This window comes from Falsiroseomonas sp., assembly GCF_041690465.1.
Lineage (GTDB): Bacteria > Pseudomonadota > Alphaproteobacteria > Acetobacterales > Acetobacteraceae > Falsiroseomonas.
On sequence record NZ_JAWLHG010000011.1, the window covers coordinates 12,024 to 32,630 of the forward strand.

Genomic DNA, 20,607 nt, shown 5'->3' on the forward strand with positions numbered 1-20,607 from the left:
CCCGCGCATCGCGGGAAGACTCGGGCCGCGCCACGCGGTCATGCATATAGCTTCGCCGAGGGCGAGCGAGGCTGTCAAACCGGCGCGCCTGCTCAGATGAAGATGCGCCGTCCGGCCGGCAGCGGCCGCCAGTCGCCGCCAGCGGGCAGGCGCCCTTGCCGAACCAGCTCCGGAACCTGATCGCGCAGCGCGCGGAGCTCACCGCTCAACGCGCTCCGCAGCTCGTAGAACCCCGGCATGCGCCGCAGCCAGCGCAGCTGGAGCTGCCCGTAGTGGTCGCGCACGGAAGTGAAGGACCGCATGCTCTCCTCGCCCACGCCCGCCGCGCGCGGCGAGACGATGGCTCGGAACAATGGGCGGTAGGGAAGCGTGGAATAGACGTCGACGGGTTGGGTGATCGGGAACTCATGTTCCAGCCTGGTTGCGGCTGCCTTCGCTGTGATGAGATACGCGTGGAGTGTGGCCGGACCTCCATGCGTGGCATAGGCGGTGTAGCCTGGGAGGACCTCGATGCCGTCTGCATGGTTGTAGTAGACAGCGCCGTCCGGATTACGGTTGTCGCAGTCCAGGAAGCAATAGTCGAAGTCCAGCTTGTGCGGGGCGCTGCGGAGCAGACGTGCGAAGCGTGGGTTGAGTCGCGCATCGTCTTCCAGCACGAGCGCCACCGGCAGGCCTTTGGCAACGATGCGGCGGTACACCGCCATGTGTGACAGGTAACAGCCGACAACGCCTGGATGAAAGTCGGTGCCCGCCGCCTGTATGGCCCTTCGCTCATCCGGCGACAGGAGTTCGCCATCTACCGCATCCGCGAACTCGGCATCGATTCCCAGATTGCTCAAGTGTGCTGCGATGCTGGCGCGGCGCTTGGTTGCGCGCGAGAGGCTGATCACGAAGACAGGCACGCCGCTCATGGGATTGGTCCTGGCTTCAATGGCTGCCCTCGTCGCGCCTGCTGGCGAGCTGCGGTGGAAAACGGCACGCTGCTGATCCAAACCCTTGATTGTTTTTTATGGTGCGATATTTTCGCAGTGCGCAAGCCTTGGAAAACTGGCGAGCAAACAGACGATTGGTTGCCGTAAACCAATTCGGACTCAGGCTTCGTTCGTTTGTCTGCCTCGTTCGCGATATTTTCCGCACGCGGGGCAATTATGAAGGTCGAAACCATGAATCGACGACTTAAGGTCTTTGTCGAGGAGCGGCTTCAGAAGCTTGGGTATGTCCTTCTGCCGAATTGGCGGGTCGGAACCTACGCGCTGGCTCGGCATCTCGGTACTCTGTTCAACCGGCTCGAGATCGACTGTGTGGTTGATGTGGGAGCCAACACTGGTGGTTATGCAACATTTCTGCGGCGAGACGTCAAGTATGACGGGTTGATTGTCTCTGTCGAGCCGACCGAAGGTCCGTGGCGCACGTTGTGCGGGCGAGCTGCCAAGGATCCGAACTGGCTCGTGCGGAGGTCTGCGCTCGGAGCCGCCCCCGGCAGAATGCCGATCAACATAGCTGGCAGCAGCGAGTTTTCGTCGTTTCTTTGTCCGAATGACGCAGCGGTGCCGCAGCTCGCGCAGGCCAACGCGACGATCTCCACTGAGATGGTGGAGGTGGAAACCTTCGCCGATCTGCTTTCCGACCTCCGGTTGAAGCATTCCCTTCGAAACGTCTATCTGAAAATGGACACTCAAGGATACGACCTTGAGGTTCTCAAGGGATGCGGGGACGCCATCCAGCATGTCGCCGCTCTTCAAAGCGAGATGTCTGTGCTGCCGATCTACGTAGATATGCCGAGCTACCAGGATGTATTGAGTTACACCAATAACATGGGGTTTCTGATTTCCTACTTGAGCCCTGTTACTGTGGACGCGAAGCTACGAATGGTTGAATTCGACTGCGTTATGGTGCGTGAAACGTTGAGTTCTTCATTGGGCTGATTTTGTATTACCGATTCTCAGCGTTCGTAAAATGGGAGTTTGCGCGACCTTAATCGCGGAGAGCAGATCGCGTTCTGCGCCGGGCGGCGTTCCGCTGAGCCACCAGAGACAGCCGAGCGTCACCGTGAACATCAGGGCGCCAGCCGTCACGGCATGGATGGCCGCTGAAGCAGCAGCGATGGGTCCCGCCGGGGCGGGAGCAATCCAACCCAATCCGCTGGCCCAAAGGATCACCACCATTGCCGCCGTCGCCACGACGGGCCTCCAGGCGGCGTGGAGCAGCCGTCTGGCCGAAATGCGTTCGCGACGCACGCACCAAGCGGTCAGCGCGACCGCTTCGACCAATAGGCCAGAGGCGATGCCGGCCACGAAGCCGAGCAACCCGGAGCCAAACAGCAGGCTGGCGAGAGCTGCCAGCCGCAGCACCGCGCCGAGCGTGACAAAGGCGAAAACCTCACCAAGGCGCGCCCGGGCGTCGAGCAGCGCCATTCCCAGCATCGTGACCGCGACAGCCGCGTAGCCGGCGGCCAGAACCGCGATGATCGGCGCTGTCTCCAGCCATTGCGGACCGAGCACCAAGGCCACCGTTGGTGCTGCCACGAGCGAGAGCCCGAAGCACGCCGGCAAGCACACGGTCAACGTCAGACCGAGCATTCGCAGGAACGCTTCGGAAACCTGGATGCCGTCCGGGCTCCGCAGCGAGGCTGCCAGTCCAGGCATCGCCGCCTGGCTGATTGGACCTGCGATCTCGGAAGTCGGCAGGGTGGCAATTTCGTGGCTGACCGTTAGCAAGCCCAACTCACGCAGGCCGAGCATGCGTCCCACCACGAAAGTCGGCGTCCTGTCGCGCACCGCCATCGCGATGCTGATCGCCCACGTCCAGAACGATAGCCGGATCAACTCGCGCCACAGCGCCAGGGAAAGGCGCGGGCGAAAGGGGTGGAAGACATAGCTGAACAGCGTCGCCAGCACGCGGCCGAACACCGCGCCGTACACCAGCGCCCAATGGCTCTGCAGCACCACCGCGGCCACCAGGGTTACCACAATCTGCAGCAGCCGCGGCACGATCAGCAGCTTGAAAACCTTGCCGAACTCCAGCTCGCGCGAGAATTCCGCCACGCCGACATTGGCGACGCCACCGAGCAGGGGAATCAGCGCCAGCACCTGCACCACCGACTCCAGCCGCGGCTCGCGGAAGAACGCCGCCGCCGGCGCGGCGAAGGCCACCATCAGCAGGGCCAGCAGCACGCCGCGGATGACGTTCATGGTGAAGACGGTGTCGTAAAGCGCGCGCGAGGTCTGCCGGGCACGGATCAGCTGCGCCTCGACACCCGTGGCCAGCACCGTCTCCAGCGTGGCGATCACGGCGAAGGCCAGGCTGAACAGGCCGAAATCCGCCGGCGTCAGCAGCCGCACCAGCACCAGCGTGCTGAACAGCCCGAGAAAGCGTGTCGTCATCCGCCAGGCGAACATCCACCCCGCGCCCATGGCGGTGCGGCTCAGAATGCTGCCGCGCTGCGCCTCCGCCGACATGCCGGCCTCCTATGCCCCGACGGGGGCAGACGCGCGCGAGGCGGCGACGCCGGCGAGGTCCTGGCGCGCCAGGAAGCCTTCCAGCACCAGCAGCTGCCAGATCGCCTGCGCGTGGTCGAAGCGGCCGCTGGTGTGCTCGTCAGCCAGGCGGCCGAGGGCGCCAACATCGAACAACCCGCTCTCGGCCATGACGCCGCCGGTCAGGCGCGTGCGCACCGTCGCGGCCTGGGCGCGGAACTGGCCGCCGATTGAATCCGCGAAGCCGCGCTTGCGGCCCCACAGCAGCTCCGCCGGCAGCTGCGGCGCCAAGGCCTCGCGCAGGATCCGCTTGCCGAAGCCGCCGCGCAGCTTGAGCTTCGCTGGCAGCGCCATGCCCCAGGCGACCAGCTCATGGTCGAGGATCGGCGGCCGCAACTCCAGCGAGACGGCCATCGCTGTGCGGTCCGTCTTCACCAGGATGTCGCCCGGCAGATAGGTGTGGAGGTCGGCGTATTGCGCCTGCAGCAGCGCATCGTCGGGGTCGCATTCGGCCATCAGCGCGGCGATGCGTGCTGAGGGCGCGTGGCCATCCAGCGCGGCCCTCAGCGGCGCGGCGTAGACGCCGCGGCGGCGTTCCTCGTGCAGCTTGCAGACCGTGCGGTAGTAGCCGAGCGCAGCATCGAGGCTGATCTCGGTCAGCGTCGATTTCGCCCGCAGCCAGCGCGGCGCGCGGTCGAGCTTCGGATAGGCGGCGGCGAGGCCACCGATCAGGCGCTTGCGCACCGGCGCGGGGAAGGCGCGGCGCACCGCCTCGGCCAAGCTGTGGAAGCGGTAGCGACGGTAGCCGGCGAACACCTCGTCGCCGCCATCGCCGGAGAGCGCAACGGTCACGTGCTGCCGCGCCAGCCGGCAGACGGCGAGCGTCGGCACCGCGGAGTGGTCGCCGAAGGGCTCGCCGAAGATCGCGGCCTGATCGCGCGCCGCGGCGACGTAATCCACCCGCCCGGCCTCGGCATGGCTCGCCAGGCCCAGCCGGGCAGCCAGCGCAGCGGCGGCGGGGCGCTCATCCTCCGGACCGTCGAAGCCGATGGTGAAGGTGGCGAGCGGGCCGGTCCCCGCCTCGGCCACGGCGCGCGCGGCGCAGGCGACGACGGCGCTGGAATCGACGCCGCCCGAGAGGAAGGCGCCGAGCGGCACGTCGGACATCAGCTGGGCGCTCACCGCCGCATCAAGTCGCGCGGCGAGTTCGCGCGCCGCATCGGCGGGCGCCGGCATGCCGGCCCGGGGCGGCTGCCAATAGCGCCGCGGCGCCGGCAGCCCGGCCTCGCCCCGCCGGAGCAGCAGAAAATGCGCCGCCGGCAGCCGGCTGATGCCGGCATGGATGGTCCGCGGGTCCGGCACATAGCCGAGCGCCAGATAGTCATCGAGCGCCGCCGGGTCGAGCCGGCGCGGCATGGCGGGCAGGGCGAGCAGGCCCGCCATTTCCGAGGCGAAGGCCAGCGTGCCGTCCGGCAGCAGCCCGTAGAGCATCGGCTTCTCGCCCAGCCGGTCGCGCGCCAGCAGCAGTTCGCCGCGCTCGCGATCCCACAGTGCGAAGGCGAACATGCCCTTCAGCCGGTCGAGCACGCCTAGGCCCCATTCCCGCCATCCATGCAGGATGGATTCGGTATCGGAGCGGGTACGGAAGCGGTGGCCGGCGGCCTCCAGCTCGCGCTTCAACGCGGCATGGTTGTAGATCTCGCCGTTGAAGCAGACCAGGACGGCGCCGTCCTCGGTGGCCATCGGCTGCGCGCCGCCGGCAAGGTCCACGATCGAGAGCCGCCGATGCCCGAGGCCGAGATGCGGCTCGGCGTGGAAGCCCTCGCCGTCCGGGCCGCGATGGCGCACCGCATCGCCCATCCGGCGCAGCATGCCAAGCTCCGGCACGGACGGAAGCTGCGGATGGAACAGGCCGACGATGCCGCACATGCGGTCAGGCTCCTCTCGTCACGCCAGGCTCCGGCCGGTCCGTCCGCGGGAGCATGGGGGCGGGCGAAACGGCTTTGCCATGGGGCGCACGGGCAACAATGTTGGGTTTTGTCAGGAAATACAGCCATTGGTTGTAATCAGCGGCTCTGCTCGCGTAATCTCGAATATAAGGAGTGGCCACCGCGTGGTGGCTGCGGACCGGAGGAGAAGCCGACGTCATGGAACAGTCCACGGCTGACCGCTGCAATGCCGAACTCTTCCTGCCGCAAGGCGAGGCCATCCAGCGGCTGCCATGGCCGGCGGCGGTCCTCACCATTGTGGGGCTGGCCGGCACGCTCTGGGCCATGGTCGGCCTGATGGCGGTCCGGCTCTTCACCTGACGGGTGCCGCCGGGCGGGCCTCGGCGGTCACGCCGGGCCGGCCGGCGCGCAGCCAGGCGACCACCGCCTGCAGCCCCTCGCCGAGCCCGGCAGGCTCGCCGAGGCCGAGCAGGGCGCGCGACCGGGAGGGGTCGCCGAGCGAATGCCGGATTTCCCCGGACCGGGCAGGCTGGTGGTTCACCACCGGGGCGACGCCGCAGACCTCGGCGATGGTGCGGGCCAGCAGCTTCACCGAGGTCGGCCGGCCGGAGCAGACGTTCAGCACCGGCGCCTCGGTCGAGGCGGCCTGCATGCCCGCCAGCAGCGCGGCCACCACATCCGCGACGAACACGAAATCCCGCGTCTGCTCGCCGTCGCCGAACACGGTCACCGGCTCCCCGCGGCTCAGCCGGTCGCAGAAGATCGAGATCACCCCGGAATAGGGCGAGCGTGGGTCCTGCCGGGGCCCGAACACGTTGAAGAAGCGCAGGCCGAGGGTCGGGATGGCGTGCACCACGCCGGCGACCAGCGCGTGCTGCTCGCAACCCAGCTTGTCGGCGCCGTAAGCGGAGAGCGGGCGGCGCGGCGCCGTCTCGGCGATCGGCAGCGTCGCCTGGTCGCCATATACGGCGGCCGAGGAGGCATAGACCACCGGCAGCCGCCCCGGACGCGCTGCATCCAGCACGGCGATGGTGCCGGTGAGGTTGGCGCGGTGGGTGCCGAGCCAGTCCTGCACGCCGCGCTCCACCGAGGCGATGGCGGCCAGGTGGAAGCAGCCCGAGACACCCTGCATCGCGCGGCGCACCAGCGCCGCATCGGCGACATCGCCGCGCATCAGCTCGGCACCCGGCACCAGATTGTCCGGCGAGCCGGTCGAGAGGTCGTCGAGCACCCGCACGCGGTCGCCGCGTGCCGCCAGCGCGGCGCAGAGATGCGAGCCGATGAAGCCGCAGCCGCCGGTGACCAGGTAGGTGCTCATCTCGCCTCTCCACGCGCTGTGGACGCCGGCCGCCCGGTGCTGATCCGGCTTCGCGGCCGTTGCGGCGATCCGGCTATCGGGGGGATGCATTGCCGTCCGCTTGACGCCGCTGCCCTCCCGGCGCCCGCCGGAGATTCGGTGCGGCGCATCACGGCGCCCAGCCGAGCAGGCGGCGGAACAGCGCGAGCTGGCCCTCGGTGGTCTCGTCCCAACCGAAACGTTCGGCATAGGCGCGCGTCGCGGCACGCGCGGGCGGCGCGGCCAGCAGGCGGCGGATGCCCGCGGCGATCGCGGCGGGGGTCGCCTCGTCCAGCACCAGGCCTGCTTCCGGCGCGGTCACCGCCTCGCGCGAGCCCCAGGCGGGGCTGGCCACCACTGGCGTGCCGCAGGCCATGGATTCCAACAGAACATTCGCCCAGCCTTCGCGGCTGGAGGCCAGCACCATCGCATCCGCGGCGCCGTAGAGCTCGGGCAGGCGGGCATGTGGCTGCGCGCCGAGCAGGCGCAGCTGCCCCGCGACCCCGAGCCGCTCGGCCAGCGCCAGAAGCGCAGCGCGCTCCGGCCCTTCGCCGGCGATCAGCAGCGTGTGGCCGGGCAGCTCGCGCAGCGCCTCTATGGTCAGGTGGTGGCGCTTGCGCTCGATCAGCAGCCCGACCGAGAGCAGCACCGGTCCAGCCAGACCCAGCTCGGCGCGGATCGCGTCGCGGTCGGCGACCGGGCGGAACAGCGAGAGGTCCACGCCGTTGCGCAGCACCGTCACCTTGCCCGCCGGCGCGCCGAGCGCAACCAGCCCCTCGGCCAGCGCGGCGCTGACCGCGATCAGCGCATCGGCGCCGGCGATGGCGCCCCGGATCAGCCGCCCTGGCACGGCGTGATGTGGCAGCTGGCTGGTGTCGGAGCCACGGGCGGTGATCGCCACCGGCAGGCCGAACTCCCGCCCGAGCCATACCGCGGCGACGCCATCGGGATAGAGGTAGTGTGCGTCTATCGCGTCGAAACCGGCACCGGCGGCGACCAGCCGGCGCAGCGCCCGCCGTGCGGCGCCATGCAGCGCCAGCGGGTTGCTGTACATGCCGATCCCCGGCGGGGCGAGGAAACGCGGATGGTGCACCGTGAGACCGTGCCGCCGCTCCTCCGCCGGCACCACGGCGCGCGGCGGGGTGCGGCCGGGAAACCAGGGAACCGGCGCGAGGACGGTACTCTCAGCCGCGCCGCTGGCGACCAGGTGGCGCAGCCTGTTCTCGACGAACACGCCATGATTCGGCTGGGCGGCGTTCGGGTAGAGGGTGCTGAAGGTCAGCAGCCGCAGCAGCCGGCCTGGCTGCGACGGCCCGCGCGCCGCGCCAGGTGGTCGGCTTGGACTCGGCGCGCTGGCCGGGTTCGCGCATGTCGAAGGGGGAGGGATAGCGGCGGACGGTTCCAGGTAAGGCGATCCAGGCGCAGAGCCAGGCGACGCCGATGAGCATGACCAGGTAGAAGATGCCTTGCACGCGCGTTCCCCCGCCAGGCTGCCGTTGTTCATGTCACTGCTCGCCGGGTCGCAGCGCTGGTCGCACCCTGGGTCGCAGCATGCCGCCAGGAGGAGGCGACCGCGCCCACCCGCTTCGGCGCGCCTTCCCGCAGGGTGCGCAGCACCAGCGCATGGGCCGCGGCGACAACGATCAGGATGGTCCAGTAGTAGTCCCAGTAGGACAGCGACAGGAACGCGCCGCCCGACAGATAGGCGGTGATCGAGACCGGCACCATCCGCCCGAGATCGCCCGCCCAGGACAGGTCGGGGCGATCGCGGCTGAGCGCCACCAGCCGGAAGGAGTAGTAGACGCCCGCCGCGGTCAGGAAGGACCAGACCGCAAAGGCGGGGAAGCCGTGCTCGCCGATCACCTCGAAATAGATGCTGTGGACGGCGCGCGCGGTCACCTCCGGCGCCACCCGGGCGACGACGACCGGCTGGTAGGGTGCCCGGAAGCCGGCACCGACCAGCGGCCGCTCCAGCCCGAGCAGGAGGGCGGCGCGCCAGATCTGCACCCGACCCATGGCGGAGCCATCCTGCTCATAGTTGGTGATGGTCCGCATGCGCTCTTCCCAACTCGCCGGCATGAAGCTGAGCACGCCGACGACGCAGCCGACGATTGCCAGGCCGCTGACCACCTTGCCGCGGCTGCGCCACCACAGCACCGCGGCGGTTGCCGCCAGCGCGATCAGCGCGCCGCGCGACTGGGTGCCGATCGCCGCCAGGACGGTGAGCCCCATCGCCGCCAGCATGCCGATCTGCACCATCCGGTGCGCCGACTGCAGGCGGAGATAGTTCATCAGCGGCAGCGCCACGAGCATGCCCACCGCGACATGGTTGCGGTCGGCGATCATGCTGTCGGGGGGGCCGAGCACCATGAAGCCGCCCCCTGTAACCAGCGTGAAGATGCCACCCTTCACACCGTAGAAGCCGACCGAGATCGCCATCAGCCAGACCAGCGCGTGGATCCGCTCGCGCGTGGTCAGCAGCGAGGCGACGAGCAGCGCGCCAAGGATCGTCTTCATCGTACGCTCCCAGAGACGCCAGGTCTCGCTGGGGTCGCCGCTGGTGGTCAACGATGTCAGGGTGATCAGCGCCCCGAATACGATCAGGCCGATCGTTACGCCGTTGGCGGCAAGCTTCTTCGGCTCACGCGCCAGCACGCAGGCGACCACGGTCACGGCAAAGACCACGGTGGCGTAGGGCAGGCTGGTCGCGAAGCCCCACACCTCGCGGTGCGGATTCATGAAGGCGATCCAGCACCACACAAGCGCGCCCACGAAAGGCTGCACGAAGGCAAGCGGCAGCAACGCCGAGTAGAAGGCGAGGAAGACGAGGCTGCGCATGCCGGCGCGGCTCAGCGGCCGGCGCGAAGATCGGCAAGCAGGCGCTCCGCCTCGGCGCGCTCGCCGAATGCGCCGCCGGTTGCCAGCACCGGCTCGATCACCCGGAGCGCCTCCTCCCGATGGCCGGCCGTGCGCAGCGTATGGGCCAGGCGGAACGCCTTGCCTGGATCCAGCGGCTGGCCCTGCGGCCGTGGCGCGTTGACCGCCAGGCGCAGCAGCGCCACTGCCCGCTCCGTCTCACCCTGGCGGGCCAGGATCCAGCCTAGGGTATCGGCCGTCTCGGCATTCGGCAGCATGAGATAGGCGCGCTGCGCCATCGGCCGGGCGCGCTCCAGCTCAGGCGGGCCGCCACGCTCGGCCAGCAGCCAGGCGAGGTTGTTCAGCGCCACCGCATTGTCCGGTGCGCGCTGCACCAGTTGCATCAGCTTCTCCTCGGCGGCGCTGTTGCGGCCGGCCTGGATGTCGATCTGCGCCGCCAGGTTCAGCGCGCCGATGTCCTCGGGCTGGCGCGCCAGCCAGGCGGTGACGATCTCCATCGCCCGGTCCACCTGGCCGGCGGCGCGGAAGGCGGCCGCGGCCCGCTGGGCAAGCTCGCTCGACGGGTAGCGCGCATGCGCATCGGCGAAGGCCTGTGCGGCATCGGCCGGGCGCTGCGCCGCCAGCAGCAGGTCGCCGCGCAGCATGAGCGAGGCCGGCCGCGACGCCTCCGCCTGCGCCAGCCGGTCTGCCAGTGCCAGCGCCGCATCCTCCCCCTGGACCTGGCGCACCACGCCGGCCAGCAGCTGCTGCATCGCGCCATTTCCGGGCTGCAGGCGCAGGCCCTCCTCCGCCACGCTCAGCGCGTTGCGCGTGTTGCCGGCGCGCAGCAGCAGCGCCACCAGCTGTCGCCGGGGCTGCACCGCACTGGCATCCTCCGCCAGCGCGGCACGGGCCGCCTGCTCGGCCTCCACCCATTGGCCGAGCGAGGCATGCGTCATCGAGCGTGCCATCGGCAAGGCGGGACCGTGGCCGGCGCGGCGGAACTCCTCGGTGTTCAGCACCGCCAGCGCTCGCGTCGCCTCGCCGGCCGCGCCGAGCGCAGCTGTCAGCGCCAGTGCCAGCGGCACCTCGTTGGGTGCGGCGGCCTGCGCGGTCTCCAGCACCAGCCGCGCCGCCCCGGCGCGCGGCCCACGGGACGTGGCGGTAGCCATCAGTCGGCCGAGCGCCTCGGGGTTGCTCGGCGCGCGGCGCAGCACCTCGCCGAGCAGCCGCTCGGCTTCCGCGGCGTTGCCCTGTGCGGTCGCCACGCGCGCCAGACCGAGGCGAGCGCCGATGGTTTCCGGATGATCGCGCATCACCGTCTCGAAGGCGGTCCGCGCCGCGGCCACCTCGAAGCGGGCGAGCTTCAGCAGACCGTCGATCGTCCCCGCCGCCTCGGAGCGGCGCTGGGTGGCGTCGAGCCGATCGAGTTCCGTCTGCGCGCCGGGGAGGTCGCCGCGCGCCAGGGCGGCAACCGCCAGCATCTCCCGCGCACCGGCCTGGCCGGGCGAGATGCGCAGCGATTCCTCCGCCGCCCGCGTGGTGCCGGCCGAATCGCCCATGGCGAGCCGTGCCGCCGCCAGCCTGGCGCGGATGCCGCTGTTCTCCGGCGAGAGGCCGACCGCTTCCTCGAAGGCGCGCACCGCCTCGCGCGGGCGGCCGGCGCCGGCATGGGCGCGGCCGAGCAGGTCGTAGGCCTCGGCATCGGCGCCGCCGCGATCCACCAGACGCTGCAGCGTGCCCGCTGCGGCGTCGTGGCGGTTGGTTTCCATCTGCATCGTTGCCAGCAGCTTGGCGGCGCGGGGATCCTCCGGGCGCCGTGCGAAGTAGCGCTGCGCCGCATCCTCCGCCTGGCCGTTCTGGCCGAGCGCGCGCTTGACGGTGGCCAGCAGCAGCAGGCCGTCGCCGAGGTTGGGCAGCACCGGGCTCAGCCGCTGCAGCGTCTCATCCGCCGCGCGCCAATCCCGCGCGCGCGCCTGGAGCATCGCGGTCAGGTAGGTCGCCGGCACGTTGCCGGGGGAGACGCGCATCGCCGCCGCGATGTCCTCGCGCGCGCGCTCATCCTCGCCGCTGCGGATCAGCAACTCGCCGCGCAGCACGCGCGCCGGCACATGGCCCGGCGCCTTGGCCAGCAGGCGGCCCAGCGTCTCGATCGCCGCCGGCAGCGTCCCGCGCTCGGCCTGGAAGGAAGCCTTGCGGATCAGCGCGTCCGGCGCGTCGGGATTGGCGGCCAGCGCGCGGTCCACCGCCGCCTCCGCCGCGGCGCGGTCGCCATCGGCCAGCGCCAGGCTGGCGGCGGCGAGCTGTGGCTCCACCGAATTCGGCCCGAGCTGCAACGCGGCAGCGACCGATTCGCGCGCCGCGTCACGCTCGTTGCGCGCCAGCTGTGCGATCGCCCGGCCCGCCGCGACCTGGGCGGCCACGCCCGGCTGGGCCGTGCCGTCGGGCAGCGGGAAGTCGCGCAGCAGTTCCTCGAAGCGCACGCGGGCGATGTAGCTGCGCAGCAGCAGCGCGGTCGTCCCGGCCGGGTCGTGGCCGCGTTCGAGCGCGGCGCGCGCCTCGCGATCGGCGGTTTCCGCATCGCCGAGGTCCAGGCTCACCGCGGCAAGGGCGGCGCGCACGGCGCCGTTCTCCGGCTCGGCGCGTACCGCGTTGCGCAGCTCGATCTGCGCGGTGCGCAGGTCGCCGCGATCCTGCGCGGCGCGGGCGCGCTGCAGCGGCTGTGCGGCGGCCTCGCCGATGCCGATACCGGCGGCGACGAGCGCTGCCAGCAGCAGATGGGTCCGGCGGGCGTTGGGTGGCGTGGCCATGGGCTCGGCTCCGCTGATCGGTGTGGCTGTCAATCGGTGTCGCTGTCGGCCTGCGCGAGCGCGCCCTCAGGGCGTGGGCGCGCCGCGCCAAGGCCGTGGCTGTCGAGCAGGCTGTAGAGGGTGGGGCGGCTGATCCCCAGCATGCGGGCGGCGGCCGAGAGGCTGCCGGCGCTGCGCGTCAGCGCGCGCTCGATCGTCTCGCGTTCGGCCCGCATCCGCGCGGCGCGCAAGTCGAGGTCGGCCACGACGCCCTGCTCCGCCGGGGCGGGGGCGATCTCGAGGTCCTCGATGCCGATCAGCGGTCCGTCCGCCATCAGGGCGGCGCGGCGCACGCGGTTCTCGAGCTCGCGCACATTGCCGGGCCAGCGATGCGCGGCGATCGCCTCCGCCGCCGCGGCATCGAAGCCGCGCAGCCGGCGGCCATGCTCGCGCGTGAAGCGGGCGAGGAAGAAGCGCCCCAGCAGCAGCGCATCGCCCATCCGCTCGCGCAGCGGCGGGATGCGCACCGTGACGGCGTTGAGGCGATACAGCAGGTCGCCGCGGAAGCGCCCTTCCTCGGCCTGCTGCTCGAGCGGCTGGTTGGTGGCGGAGACGACGCGCACATCCACCTTGATCGGCGTGCGGCCGCCGACCCGCTCGATCAGCTGGTCCTGCAGGAAGCGCAGCAGCTTGGCCTGCAGCGCCACCGGCATCTCGCCGATCTCATCGAGGAAGAGGGTGCCGCCATTGGCGGTCTCGATCCGGCCGGCGACGGAGCGCACGGCGCCGGTGAAGGCGCCCTTCTCATGGCCGAACAGCTCGCTTTCAAGCAGGTTCTCCGGAATCGCGGCGCAGTTCAGCGCGACGAAGGTCTTGCCGGCGCGCGGGCCCATCTCGTGCAGCGCGCGGGCCAGCGCCTCCTTGCCAGTGCCGCTCTCGCCCAGCAGCAGGACCGGGACCGAGACGCCGGCCAGCCGCTCCACCGTGCGGCAGACCTTCAGCATGCCCTCGTCCGCCGTGACGATGCCCTGGATCGGCGAGGATTTCGGTGCGGCGGCGAGGCGCTGGTTCTCCTCCTCCAGCTCGCGCAGGCGGAGCGCGCGCTCGATCACCGTGCGCAGCACCGCGACATCCACCGGCTTCTCGCAGAAATCGTAGGCGCCGAGCGCGATGGCGCGCAGCGCGTTCTCCCGCTGGCCCTGGCCGCTGGCCACCACCACCGGCAGCGTCGGGATCAGGCCACGCAGCGTCTCGAGCGTGGCGAAGCCCTCGCTCACGCCTTCCGCGTCGGGCGGCAGGCCGAGGTCGAGCAGGGCGGCATCGGGCTGCTCCCGCTTGGCCAGCGCCTCCGCCTGGCGGCGGTCATTGGCGACGATCACGCGGCAATTCGGGAACGCCCAGCGATACTGCGCGCAGAGGCCGGGATCGTCCTCGACCACCAGGAGCTTGGCCTTGCTCATGCCGCACCCCGCACCGGCTCGGCGGTGATCGAAGCCCGTGGTGGCGCCTCGGCGCCGCCGGCGCGCAGCAACACCCGCATGGTGGTGCCCGCGCCGGGCCGGCTGGAGACGGCGAGGTCCCCACCCGCCTCGCGCAGCAATTCGCGCGCCTGCCAGGCGCCGATCCCGCTGCCCTGGTGCTTCGAGGTGCTGAGCGGGCGGAACAGTTCGTCGCGGACGAATTCGGGCGTCATGCCGGGGCCGCGATCGGTCACCTCCACCACCACCTGTTTCCCTTCGCGCCGGATGCTGACGCGGACCGGCTCACCGGGCGGGGAGGCCTCGGCGGCATTGTTGATGAGATGGCCAAGCGCGGTGTCGAAGCGCGCCGCAGCGATGGCTGCCAGCGGGGCCGGCTCCTCGCCCTCGATGCGCACCGGGTAGGGCCGGGCCGCGGCCAGGGCGCGCAGCCGCTCAAGCGGGCAGACCGCCTCGTCGCGAGACGCCGCCGGCACGTCGCCGGGCTGGCCGAGGCGGACGATCAGCGCGTTGATCCGTGCCGCGGAGGCCCGCACCGTCAGCAGCATGTCGCGCTGGAACTCGGGGTCCGACAGGTTCTCCTCCGCATTCGCCAGCAGCAGCGAGAGCTGGCTCGATACCGTCTTCACGTCATGCGCCACGAAGGCGAAGCGCTTGGCGTATTCGGCCAGCCTCCGCTCGTCGGCCAGCCGTTCGGCGGCGCGGCGCTCGGCGAGGAACATCGCCACTTCGCGGCCGAGGGTGCGCAGCAGTTCCATCACCTCCCGGTCGAGCGGGAAGGGGGCCCGCGGCGGGGCCAGCAGCACCACGCCCGAGAGGCCGGCGCTGCCATGCGGCAAGGGCACGGCAAGCCACAGCTGACCATAGGCCTGCCTGAGCCCCTGCGCAGCCGGGTCCGCCGTATCCAGCACCAAGGCCTCCTCGCTCGTCTCGAGCGCCGCGAGGAACGGATCCTCCGGCGCCAGCGCCTGGTGCTCCGCCGGCAGGTTCCAGGAGCCCGCCCAGCGCAGGCCTGGCTCCCCGGGGTCGCGGCGCAACAGCACGCCGGCCGGACTGTCCACCGCATCGGCCACGGCGCGGATCGCGCGATGCTCGGCCACCGCCCCGTCATCGGCGGCGGAGAGCACCTCCACGCAGCGCAGCCATTCGCGGCGATAATCATAGCGCGCGGTAAAGAAATGGTCCACAACCATGCCGCGAAGTCTGGAGCGGGCAGTGCGCGAACTGGCCGCGACGGCCAGCGCGATGAGTGCCGCCGCCAGCATGCTGGCCTGGGCCGTCGCGCCCCATTGCACGTCGAATTGCCGCAGGATCTCGCCGATCGCGCCGATCGCCAGGAGGAAGGCGCCGCCCACGACCAGGGTAGCGCCGTGGAACACCACCTGGCGCGACATCGGCGGATCCCGCCGCCAGCGCCCGTCACGCACCGCGGCGATGGCCAGGAGCGGGGTGGCGATGGCAGTCAGTGCGGCGCGGGCATCCGCCAGTGCCACCGAGAGCCCGCGCGACAGCGCAGCATCGGCATAGAGCAGCAAGTCGAAGGCGGCGAGCCCGCCGAGGGCGATGGCGGGCAGTCCGACATGCCAGCGCTGCCGCTCGTCCGCGGCGCGGAACAGGTTCTCCGCCATCAGTACGACCAGCATCGCGAGCAGCATGCGGGCCAGCATTGACACGGGCCCGACGCTCTCGACCGCCCGGGCGAGGCTGGCCGGGGCGAACAGGACGACCACGGCCACGAGGGCGGCGAGCGCCGCGGTGAGCGCAAAGCCGCGCGCCAGCGCCCTGGCGCGGGTGCCGGTGGCGATGCGGCGGAAGAAGAACAGCAGCACGCCGAGCCAGACCAGCCAGCGGGCGATCTCGGCGATGGCGGCGAGTTCCGATGTCCAGGCGGCGTCGGAGCCGATCGCCAGCGCCACCGCGCCCGCCCAGAGCGCGGCGATGCCGCAGGCGCCCGCCAGCAGCCGCGCCGCCGCACCCTGTCCGGCCGTGAGCACAAGCGCGGTCCAGACGAGGCAGACCGCGCCGGCGCCTGCGTGCAGGACGATCGAGGCGGAGGTCACGGCGTGAGCCGGGATCCGGCCGAAAGGCGAGGGTTCATCGCGACCCCTCCTGGAACAGCACCACCCGCACGGTGGCGACCAGGATCAGCAGGTCGAGGAACAGGCTGCGGCGCCGTACGTAATAAAGGTCGTAGGCCAGCTTCATGCGGGCATCCTCCACGGAGGCGCCGTAGGGAAAGTTGACCTGGGCCCAGCCGGTGATCCCCGGCTTCACCACCGCACGCTCATGGTAGTGCGGGATGACCTGGCCGAGCTTCTCCACGAAGGCCGGGCGTTCCGGGCGCGGGCCGACGAAGGCCATGTCGCCGAGCAGCACGTTGAACACCTGCGGGATCTCGTCGATCCGGGTCAGCCGGATGAAGCGGCCGACGCGGGTGATGCGGTCATCCTGCCGGCTGGCCCAGACCGGCGCCCCGCTCGCCTCCGCGTCCACCACCATGCTGCGGAACTTGAACAGGGTGAAGATGCGCCCGCCGCGGCCGACACGCTCCTGCCGGTAGAAGATGGGGCCGGGGGTGTCGAGCTTGATGGCGATGGCCGTCCCCACCAGCAGCGGCAGGGTTCCGAGCAGCAGCATCGAGCTGAGGAGGATATCGAAGGCGCGGCGCATGGCCGCTTCCATCCGGCCCTCCCGCATGCCGTTGGTGCGGGCGAGCCAGCCATCCGGCAGGCGTTCGATGTCCACGCGGGCGAGCTGGTGTTCGAGGAACTCCGTCTCGCGCAGGACCTCGATGCCGGCCGCGGCCAGGTCGCGGCGAAGCGGTTGCGGCACGGCCGCCGGGTCGGTGGCGATGACGGCGCGGATGCGCCGGGCGCGCAGCCGCTCGGGCGCCAGCACCACCTCGAGCGGCGTGCCCGGCGGCACCTCGAGCGCGATGCGGAAGCGTCCGCTGTGCCCCGCGGCGGCGTAGAGCTTTCCAGCCTCATCGGCGGTGCGCTCGGGGCAGCGGAGCAGCGCCACCTCCTGCGCCAGTCGGCCGCTGCGCAGCGCCAGGGCGAAGCCGAGCCGGGTGGTGACGACCGCGCTGACGAAGGCGAGCGTCACCCCGAACAGATGGTCGTCCAGGCTGGCGCGCGCGGCAGGGCTCATCATGCTCAGCACGGGCAACAGGACAAGGAGAAGCAGGCCGGCCACGCTGACCGCGGCGATCAGCTTGCGTGCGCGGCTGAAGGCTTCGGGCTGGTAGAGGCCGCTGGCGCCGGAGATGATGCCGCAGGCGGCGGCGACGGTGACGGCGACCATGAAGCCCTGTCCGAACGGCAGGCCGACCTGCCAGCTGAGCAGGGCATAGATGGCCAAGAAGCAGAGCAGGGCATCGGCGACGTACAATGCGAGCACGTCCGAGCGGACGCTATGGCCGAACAGGCTGGTCATCACTCGGCCTCCCCACAACCGCAGGCTGAGAAATCTCGCGCCTTCTGCGCACCGCCACTGAGACGTTAGCCTCCTGTTTTGGTTTAACAAAGTATCAAAACGAGATCAAGTCTGCGCCTTGCGCAAAGTGCAATTTCGAGGGTTTGCAGCCGCTTGCGGTCGCCTGCTGAGAGAGTTGTTTACTTTTGTGCAGGGCTTCGGGGTCATTCTCACATGAAAATGAGCCCGGCGGCCATTCGGCCACCGGGCTCTGACAAGTCCTAACCCGCTCCCGATCGGTGGGGCGGGGTGTAAGCTTTTCTGACGCTCAGGCCTTGCGGCGCATCGCCACGCCGAGGCCGGCCAGGCCGAGGCCGAACAGCGCCAGGCTCATCGGCTCGGGGACGCGGACTGGGGTGAACGAGGAGTTAATTACTCCACCGCCAGATACCGAATCAGGATTGAAGGTGAAGGTCAGGTTGAACTGCATGGCGTTCGGCTCATTACCCGCAAGCGCCAGTGCGCCCAGCGGGGTGAAGGTGCCCTCCGCGGTGATGTTCGTGAAGGGACCACCAATGTCAACCGAAAGGACGGTGCCGGAGAAGTTGCCGATCGCGCTGGTGAAGGCGACAGGCGTCAGGATGGTCTGCGTCACAGAGAAGTCGCTGACCGCCGTGCCCTGGGTGCCGACGAAGGCGCCGGAGAGGGGAGTGCTGTACTCAATGCCGGTCATGCTGAGGATGTTGCCGGCGCCCTGCGTGCCGGACACCGTGCCGAAGTCGAGGGCGGAGGAGCCCACGATCGGTGCAGCGATCGCTGCGCCTGAGGCCAGCGTGAGCGCCAGCGCCGTGCTGGCAAGCAACTTGGAGATCTTCATGTTCGTGCCCCTCTGGATGGTTGGCAGGCCGTTACGCCTCACATTTGAGTTAGCAAAAGCCGTGCCAGATCACCAAGGTCTTGACTTCAGGGGTTTTTGCGGTGGGCCGGATAGGTCGGCCGAGCCGTGTGTAAAGAAAGACGACGGATCCCGGCTTCGTTGCGGGCCACTCCGGAGGCGGAAAGTAAGGTCGCCCGGCAGGCTGCCACCCGATGCTGACCCCACGCTTTCCGTGTAAGGGCATAGCGTGTCTGCGTGGACTCGTCGGCCCGCGCGAGGCCCAAAAACGCAGACCCGGCGGCCTCTTTCGAGGCCGCCGGCTCCGCAGGGCGAATAAGGTGATGTCGGCGCGGCGGCAGGTTAGGCTGCTGGGCGGCGCCGCATTGCCATGCCAAGACCGGCGAGACCGAGGCCGAACAGGCTGAGTGTCATCGGCTCGGGGATGTTGTCCGGTGTGGTCGGCTCCGCAGCGAACATCACGGCACCGCCAGCGTAGCTGCCGGGCGCACCGTCCGCACCAACGGTAAAGGTGAAGGTAAGGCTCACCTCGGTTGCCGGGTTCGGGTCCAGGTCATCGAAGGGGTAGAAGCCAGAGGGCTTCTCGAAGGTCGAGTCGGGCGTGAACAGGCCGTCCACGGAAACCACGCCGGCGAAGGAGCCCGAAGGCGGGATGAACAGCTCGCTCACCGCGCCCTCGTAGGTGCCGCCTGGGCCCGTGAAAACGACAGCGGAGCCCAGGGTGAGCGTGATCGAGAAGTCTTCGACCGTGGAGCCCGCGAGGAGCGCCAGGTTTCCCGCACCGGGGGATGCGAAGTAGCTGATCTCCGAGATGTTCAGCGTTGACCCGCCGGCAAGCGGTCCGCCACCATCATTCACCTCCCCGAAGTCGATGGAAACCGAGCCGGTGATCGGCGCAGCTATAGCGCTGCCGCACGCCATCCCCAACGCCACGGCCGCCCCGGCAACAAGCTTACGGATGTGCATAGTCACCACTCCTGTTTCCGCGCCCGTCGGGCGTCTCATGAGGGCTCGTCACCCTGTGTGCGCAAATGGAAGCAAGCCGCATGCCATTGTAATAGACGTATGATTTTGCTCGCGATCGTCGCCGGGCGGGTACGTTTTGGTCACGCACTGTAAAGTTAACCGACGCATGCAACCTGCCAAAAGGCGCGATGGCTCGTGCGCAGCGCGAAGCCGGGCTAAAGTTCGGCAACTCTCAGCGTCCGGTCCGCCAGTGTCCGGCCCGGCCAGGACATGGCGGCCGATGCCTCTCGACGTGACGCAGACGACCCTCTCGAGCGTGACCGCCCTTGGTGAAACCTGGCGATCGCTCGAACACGTGGCACCGTGCAGCTTTTTCCAATCTTGGACCTGGATCGGCTGCCTGTTCGAGGAACGCTACCCGAACCCCGTCCTGCTCCGGGCCGAGCGCGGCGGCAGGCTGGTCGGGCTTGCCCTCTTCAACCGCCGCGGCGGTCGCCTGCACCTCGCCGAAAGTGGCGATCCAGAGCTCGATTGGCCCTTCACCGAGCATAACGGCCCACTCGCCACCGACGCCGAAGCTGCCGCCGCGCTGCTCCGGGCCGCCTGGGAGGTTCCGGGCGCCCGCCGCCTAGTCCTCGGCGGCGTGACGGCGGCGCTCGCCACCGCGGCCGGCGGCGTGACGCTGCGGTCGCAACCGCGGCCAGCGCCATTCCTCGATCTCGATGCTCTCAGGGCCGCCGGCGGCGACTACCTGGCCGGGCGCAGTGCCAATGCGCGCTACCAGATCCGCCGCTCGAACCGACTCTATGAGGCATCGGGGCCGCTCACCCTGGCGCGTGCCGAAACGCCGGCCGTGCGCGAGGCCTGGCTGGAGGAGCTCATCGCGCTGCACGACGCCAGCTGGCGGCGCCGTGGCCAGCCCGGCGCCTTCGCCACGGCTTTCTTGCTCCGGTTCCATCGCAGCCTGACGGCGCGGGCGATGGAACGCGGCGAACTCGACCTGCTGCGGATCACCGCCGGGCCGCGACGTGTCGGCCTGCTTTACAATGTGCGGTTCCGCGGGCGGGTCTATGCCTACCAGACCGGGCTTGCCGACGCCGCGGGCGAGCCGCACGCGCGGCCCGGCCTGACCTGCCATAGCCTCGCGGTCGAGATGGCGCTCGCGCGGGGCGACCAAGTCTATGACTTTCTGGCCGGCGACCAGCGCTACAAGCTGAGCCTGGCCGACCGCGAGGAACGGCTCTTCTGGGTGGAACTGGCGCCTGCCGGCTCCGCGGCGGCCGTGCTGGGTCGGCTGCGGGGGCTTGCCGGCCGGCTGCGCCGCCGCTGGAGCCAAGCGGTGTAAGGTTTTCTGACTCCCCAGGCCGCGCCACGACGCGGCGCGGCTTTCCGGCCGCCGACGCGGCGCCGGTTCGCGCTTCGAAGGGCGGGCGAAGGCTATACCCCTG

The 20,607-nt window shown here is 70.3% G+C and carries 15 protein-coding genes; 3 read left to right on the top strand and 12 right to left on the bottom strand.

Annotation, left to right across the window (positions count from 1 at the left end; all coding sequences use genetic code 11):
- Positions 1 to 92: 92 nt before the first annotated feature.
- Positions 93 to 911, bottom strand: coding sequence for a glycosyltransferase family 25 protein (locus ACESM1_RS12915; RefSeq protein WP_372620652.1), 819 nt, complete (start codon positions 909 to 911; stop codon positions 93 to 95).
- A gap of 237 nt (positions 912 to 1,148) precedes the next feature.
- Between ACESM1_RS12915 and ACESM1_RS12920 the strand changes: the two genes are divergently transcribed.
- A complete protein-coding gene (locus tag ACESM1_RS12920; RefSeq protein WP_372620653.1) occupies positions 1,149 to 1,925 on the top strand; it encodes an FkbM family methyltransferase in 777 nt (258 codons plus the stop codon).
- Here ACESM1_RS12920 and ACESM1_RS12925 read toward each other — a convergent pair.
- Both ACESM1_RS12925 and asnB read right to left on the bottom strand, forming a co-directional pair.
- Positions 1,914 to 3,458: an oligosaccharide flippase family protein gene (locus tag ACESM1_RS12925; RefSeq protein WP_372620654.1), complete on the bottom strand. Its 1,545-nt coding sequence runs from the start codon at positions 3,456 to 3,458 to the stop codon at positions 1,914 to 1,916. The genes ACESM1_RS12920 and ACESM1_RS12925 overlap by 12 nt on opposite strands.
- 9 nt (positions 3,459 to 3,467) lie before the next feature.
- Positions 3,468 to 5,405 (bottom strand): asparagine synthase (glutamine-hydrolyzing), encoded by a 1,938-nt coding sequence (gene asnB / locus ACESM1_RS12930; protein WP_372620656.1) that lies wholly within the window; start codon positions 5,403 to 5,405, stop codon positions 3,468 to 3,470.
- Between the two features lie 218 nt (positions 5,406 to 5,623).
- Here asnB and ACESM1_RS12935 point away from each other — a divergent pair, with 218 nt between their 5' ends.
- Positions 5,624 to 5,785 (top strand): hypothetical protein, encoded by a 162-nt coding sequence (locus ACESM1_RS12935; RefSeq protein WP_372620657.1) that lies wholly within the window; start codon positions 5,624 to 5,626, stop codon positions 5,783 to 5,785.
- Here the strand turns inward: ACESM1_RS12935 and ACESM1_RS12940 are convergent.
- From ACESM1_RS12940 to ACESM1_RS12980, 9 genes are all read right to left on the bottom strand, one after another.
- Entirely contained in the window at positions 5,778 to 6,743 is a 966-nt protein-coding gene (locus ACESM1_RS12940) for an NAD-dependent epimerase/dehydratase family protein (RefSeq protein WP_372620659.1), read from the bottom strand. The genes ACESM1_RS12935 and ACESM1_RS12940 overlap by 8 nt on opposite strands.
- 148 nt (positions 6,744 to 6,891) lie before the next feature.
- The gene (locus ACESM1_RS12945; protein ID WP_372620661.1) at positions 6,892 to 7,995 is read right to left on the bottom strand and encodes a glycosyltransferase; all 1,104 of its coding nucleotides are present in this window, start codon (positions 7,993 to 7,995) and stop codon (positions 6,892 to 6,894) included.
- 266 nt (positions 7,996 to 8,261) lie between these two features.
- Complete coding sequence (locus ACESM1_RS12950) at positions 8,262 to 9,599, bottom strand: putative O-glycosylation ligase, exosortase A system-associated (RefSeq protein WP_372620662.1); 1,338 nt, start codon at positions 9,597 to 9,599, stop codon at positions 8,262 to 8,264.
- A gap of 11 nt (positions 9,600 to 9,610) precedes the next feature.
- Positions 9,611 to 12,427: an XrtA/PEP-CTERM system TPR-repeat protein PrsT gene (gene prsT / locus ACESM1_RS12955; protein ID WP_372620664.1), complete on the bottom strand. Its 2,817-nt coding sequence runs from the start codon at positions 12,425 to 12,427 to the stop codon at positions 9,611 to 9,613.
- 29 nt (positions 12,428 to 12,456) lie between these two features.
- Positions 12,457 to 13,866 (bottom strand): PEP-CTERM-box response regulator transcription factor, encoded by a 1,410-nt coding sequence (gene prsR / locus ACESM1_RS12960; protein WP_372620666.1) that lies wholly within the window; start codon positions 13,864 to 13,866, stop codon positions 12,457 to 12,459.
- A complete protein-coding gene (gene prsK, locus ACESM1_RS12965; RefSeq protein ID WP_372620668.1) occupies positions 13,863 to 15,944 on the bottom strand; it encodes an XrtA/PEP-CTERM system histidine kinase PrsK in 2,082 nt (693 codons plus the stop codon). Before prsK ends, prsR begins: the two co-directional genes overlap by 4 nt.
- 34 nt (positions 15,945 to 15,978) lie before the next feature.
- On the bottom strand, positions 15,979 to 17,319 hold the full coding sequence (locus ACESM1_RS12970) for an exopolysaccharide biosynthesis polyprenyl glycosylphosphotransferase (RefSeq protein ID WP_372620670.1): 1,341 nt from the start codon (positions 17,317 to 17,319) through the stop codon (positions 15,979 to 15,981).
- 307 nt (positions 17,320 to 17,626) lie between these two features.
- Entirely contained in the window at positions 17,627 to 18,217 is a 591-nt protein-coding gene (locus ACESM1_RS12975) for a PEP-CTERM sorting domain-containing protein (protein WP_372620672.1), read from the bottom strand.
- A gap of 318 nt (positions 18,218 to 18,535) precedes the next feature.
- On the bottom strand, positions 18,536 to 19,159 hold the full coding sequence (locus ACESM1_RS12980) for a PEP-CTERM sorting domain-containing protein (RefSeq protein WP_372620674.1): 624 nt from the start codon (positions 19,157 to 19,159) through the stop codon (positions 18,536 to 18,538).
- A gap of 280 nt (positions 19,160 to 19,439) precedes the next feature.
- Between ACESM1_RS12980 and ACESM1_RS12985 the strand changes: the two genes are divergently transcribed.
- Entirely contained in the window at positions 19,440 to 20,504 is a 1,065-nt protein-coding gene (locus ACESM1_RS12985) for a GNAT family N-acetyltransferase (protein ID WP_372620676.1), read from the top strand.
- Positions 20,505 to 20,607 lie beyond the last annotated feature (103 nt).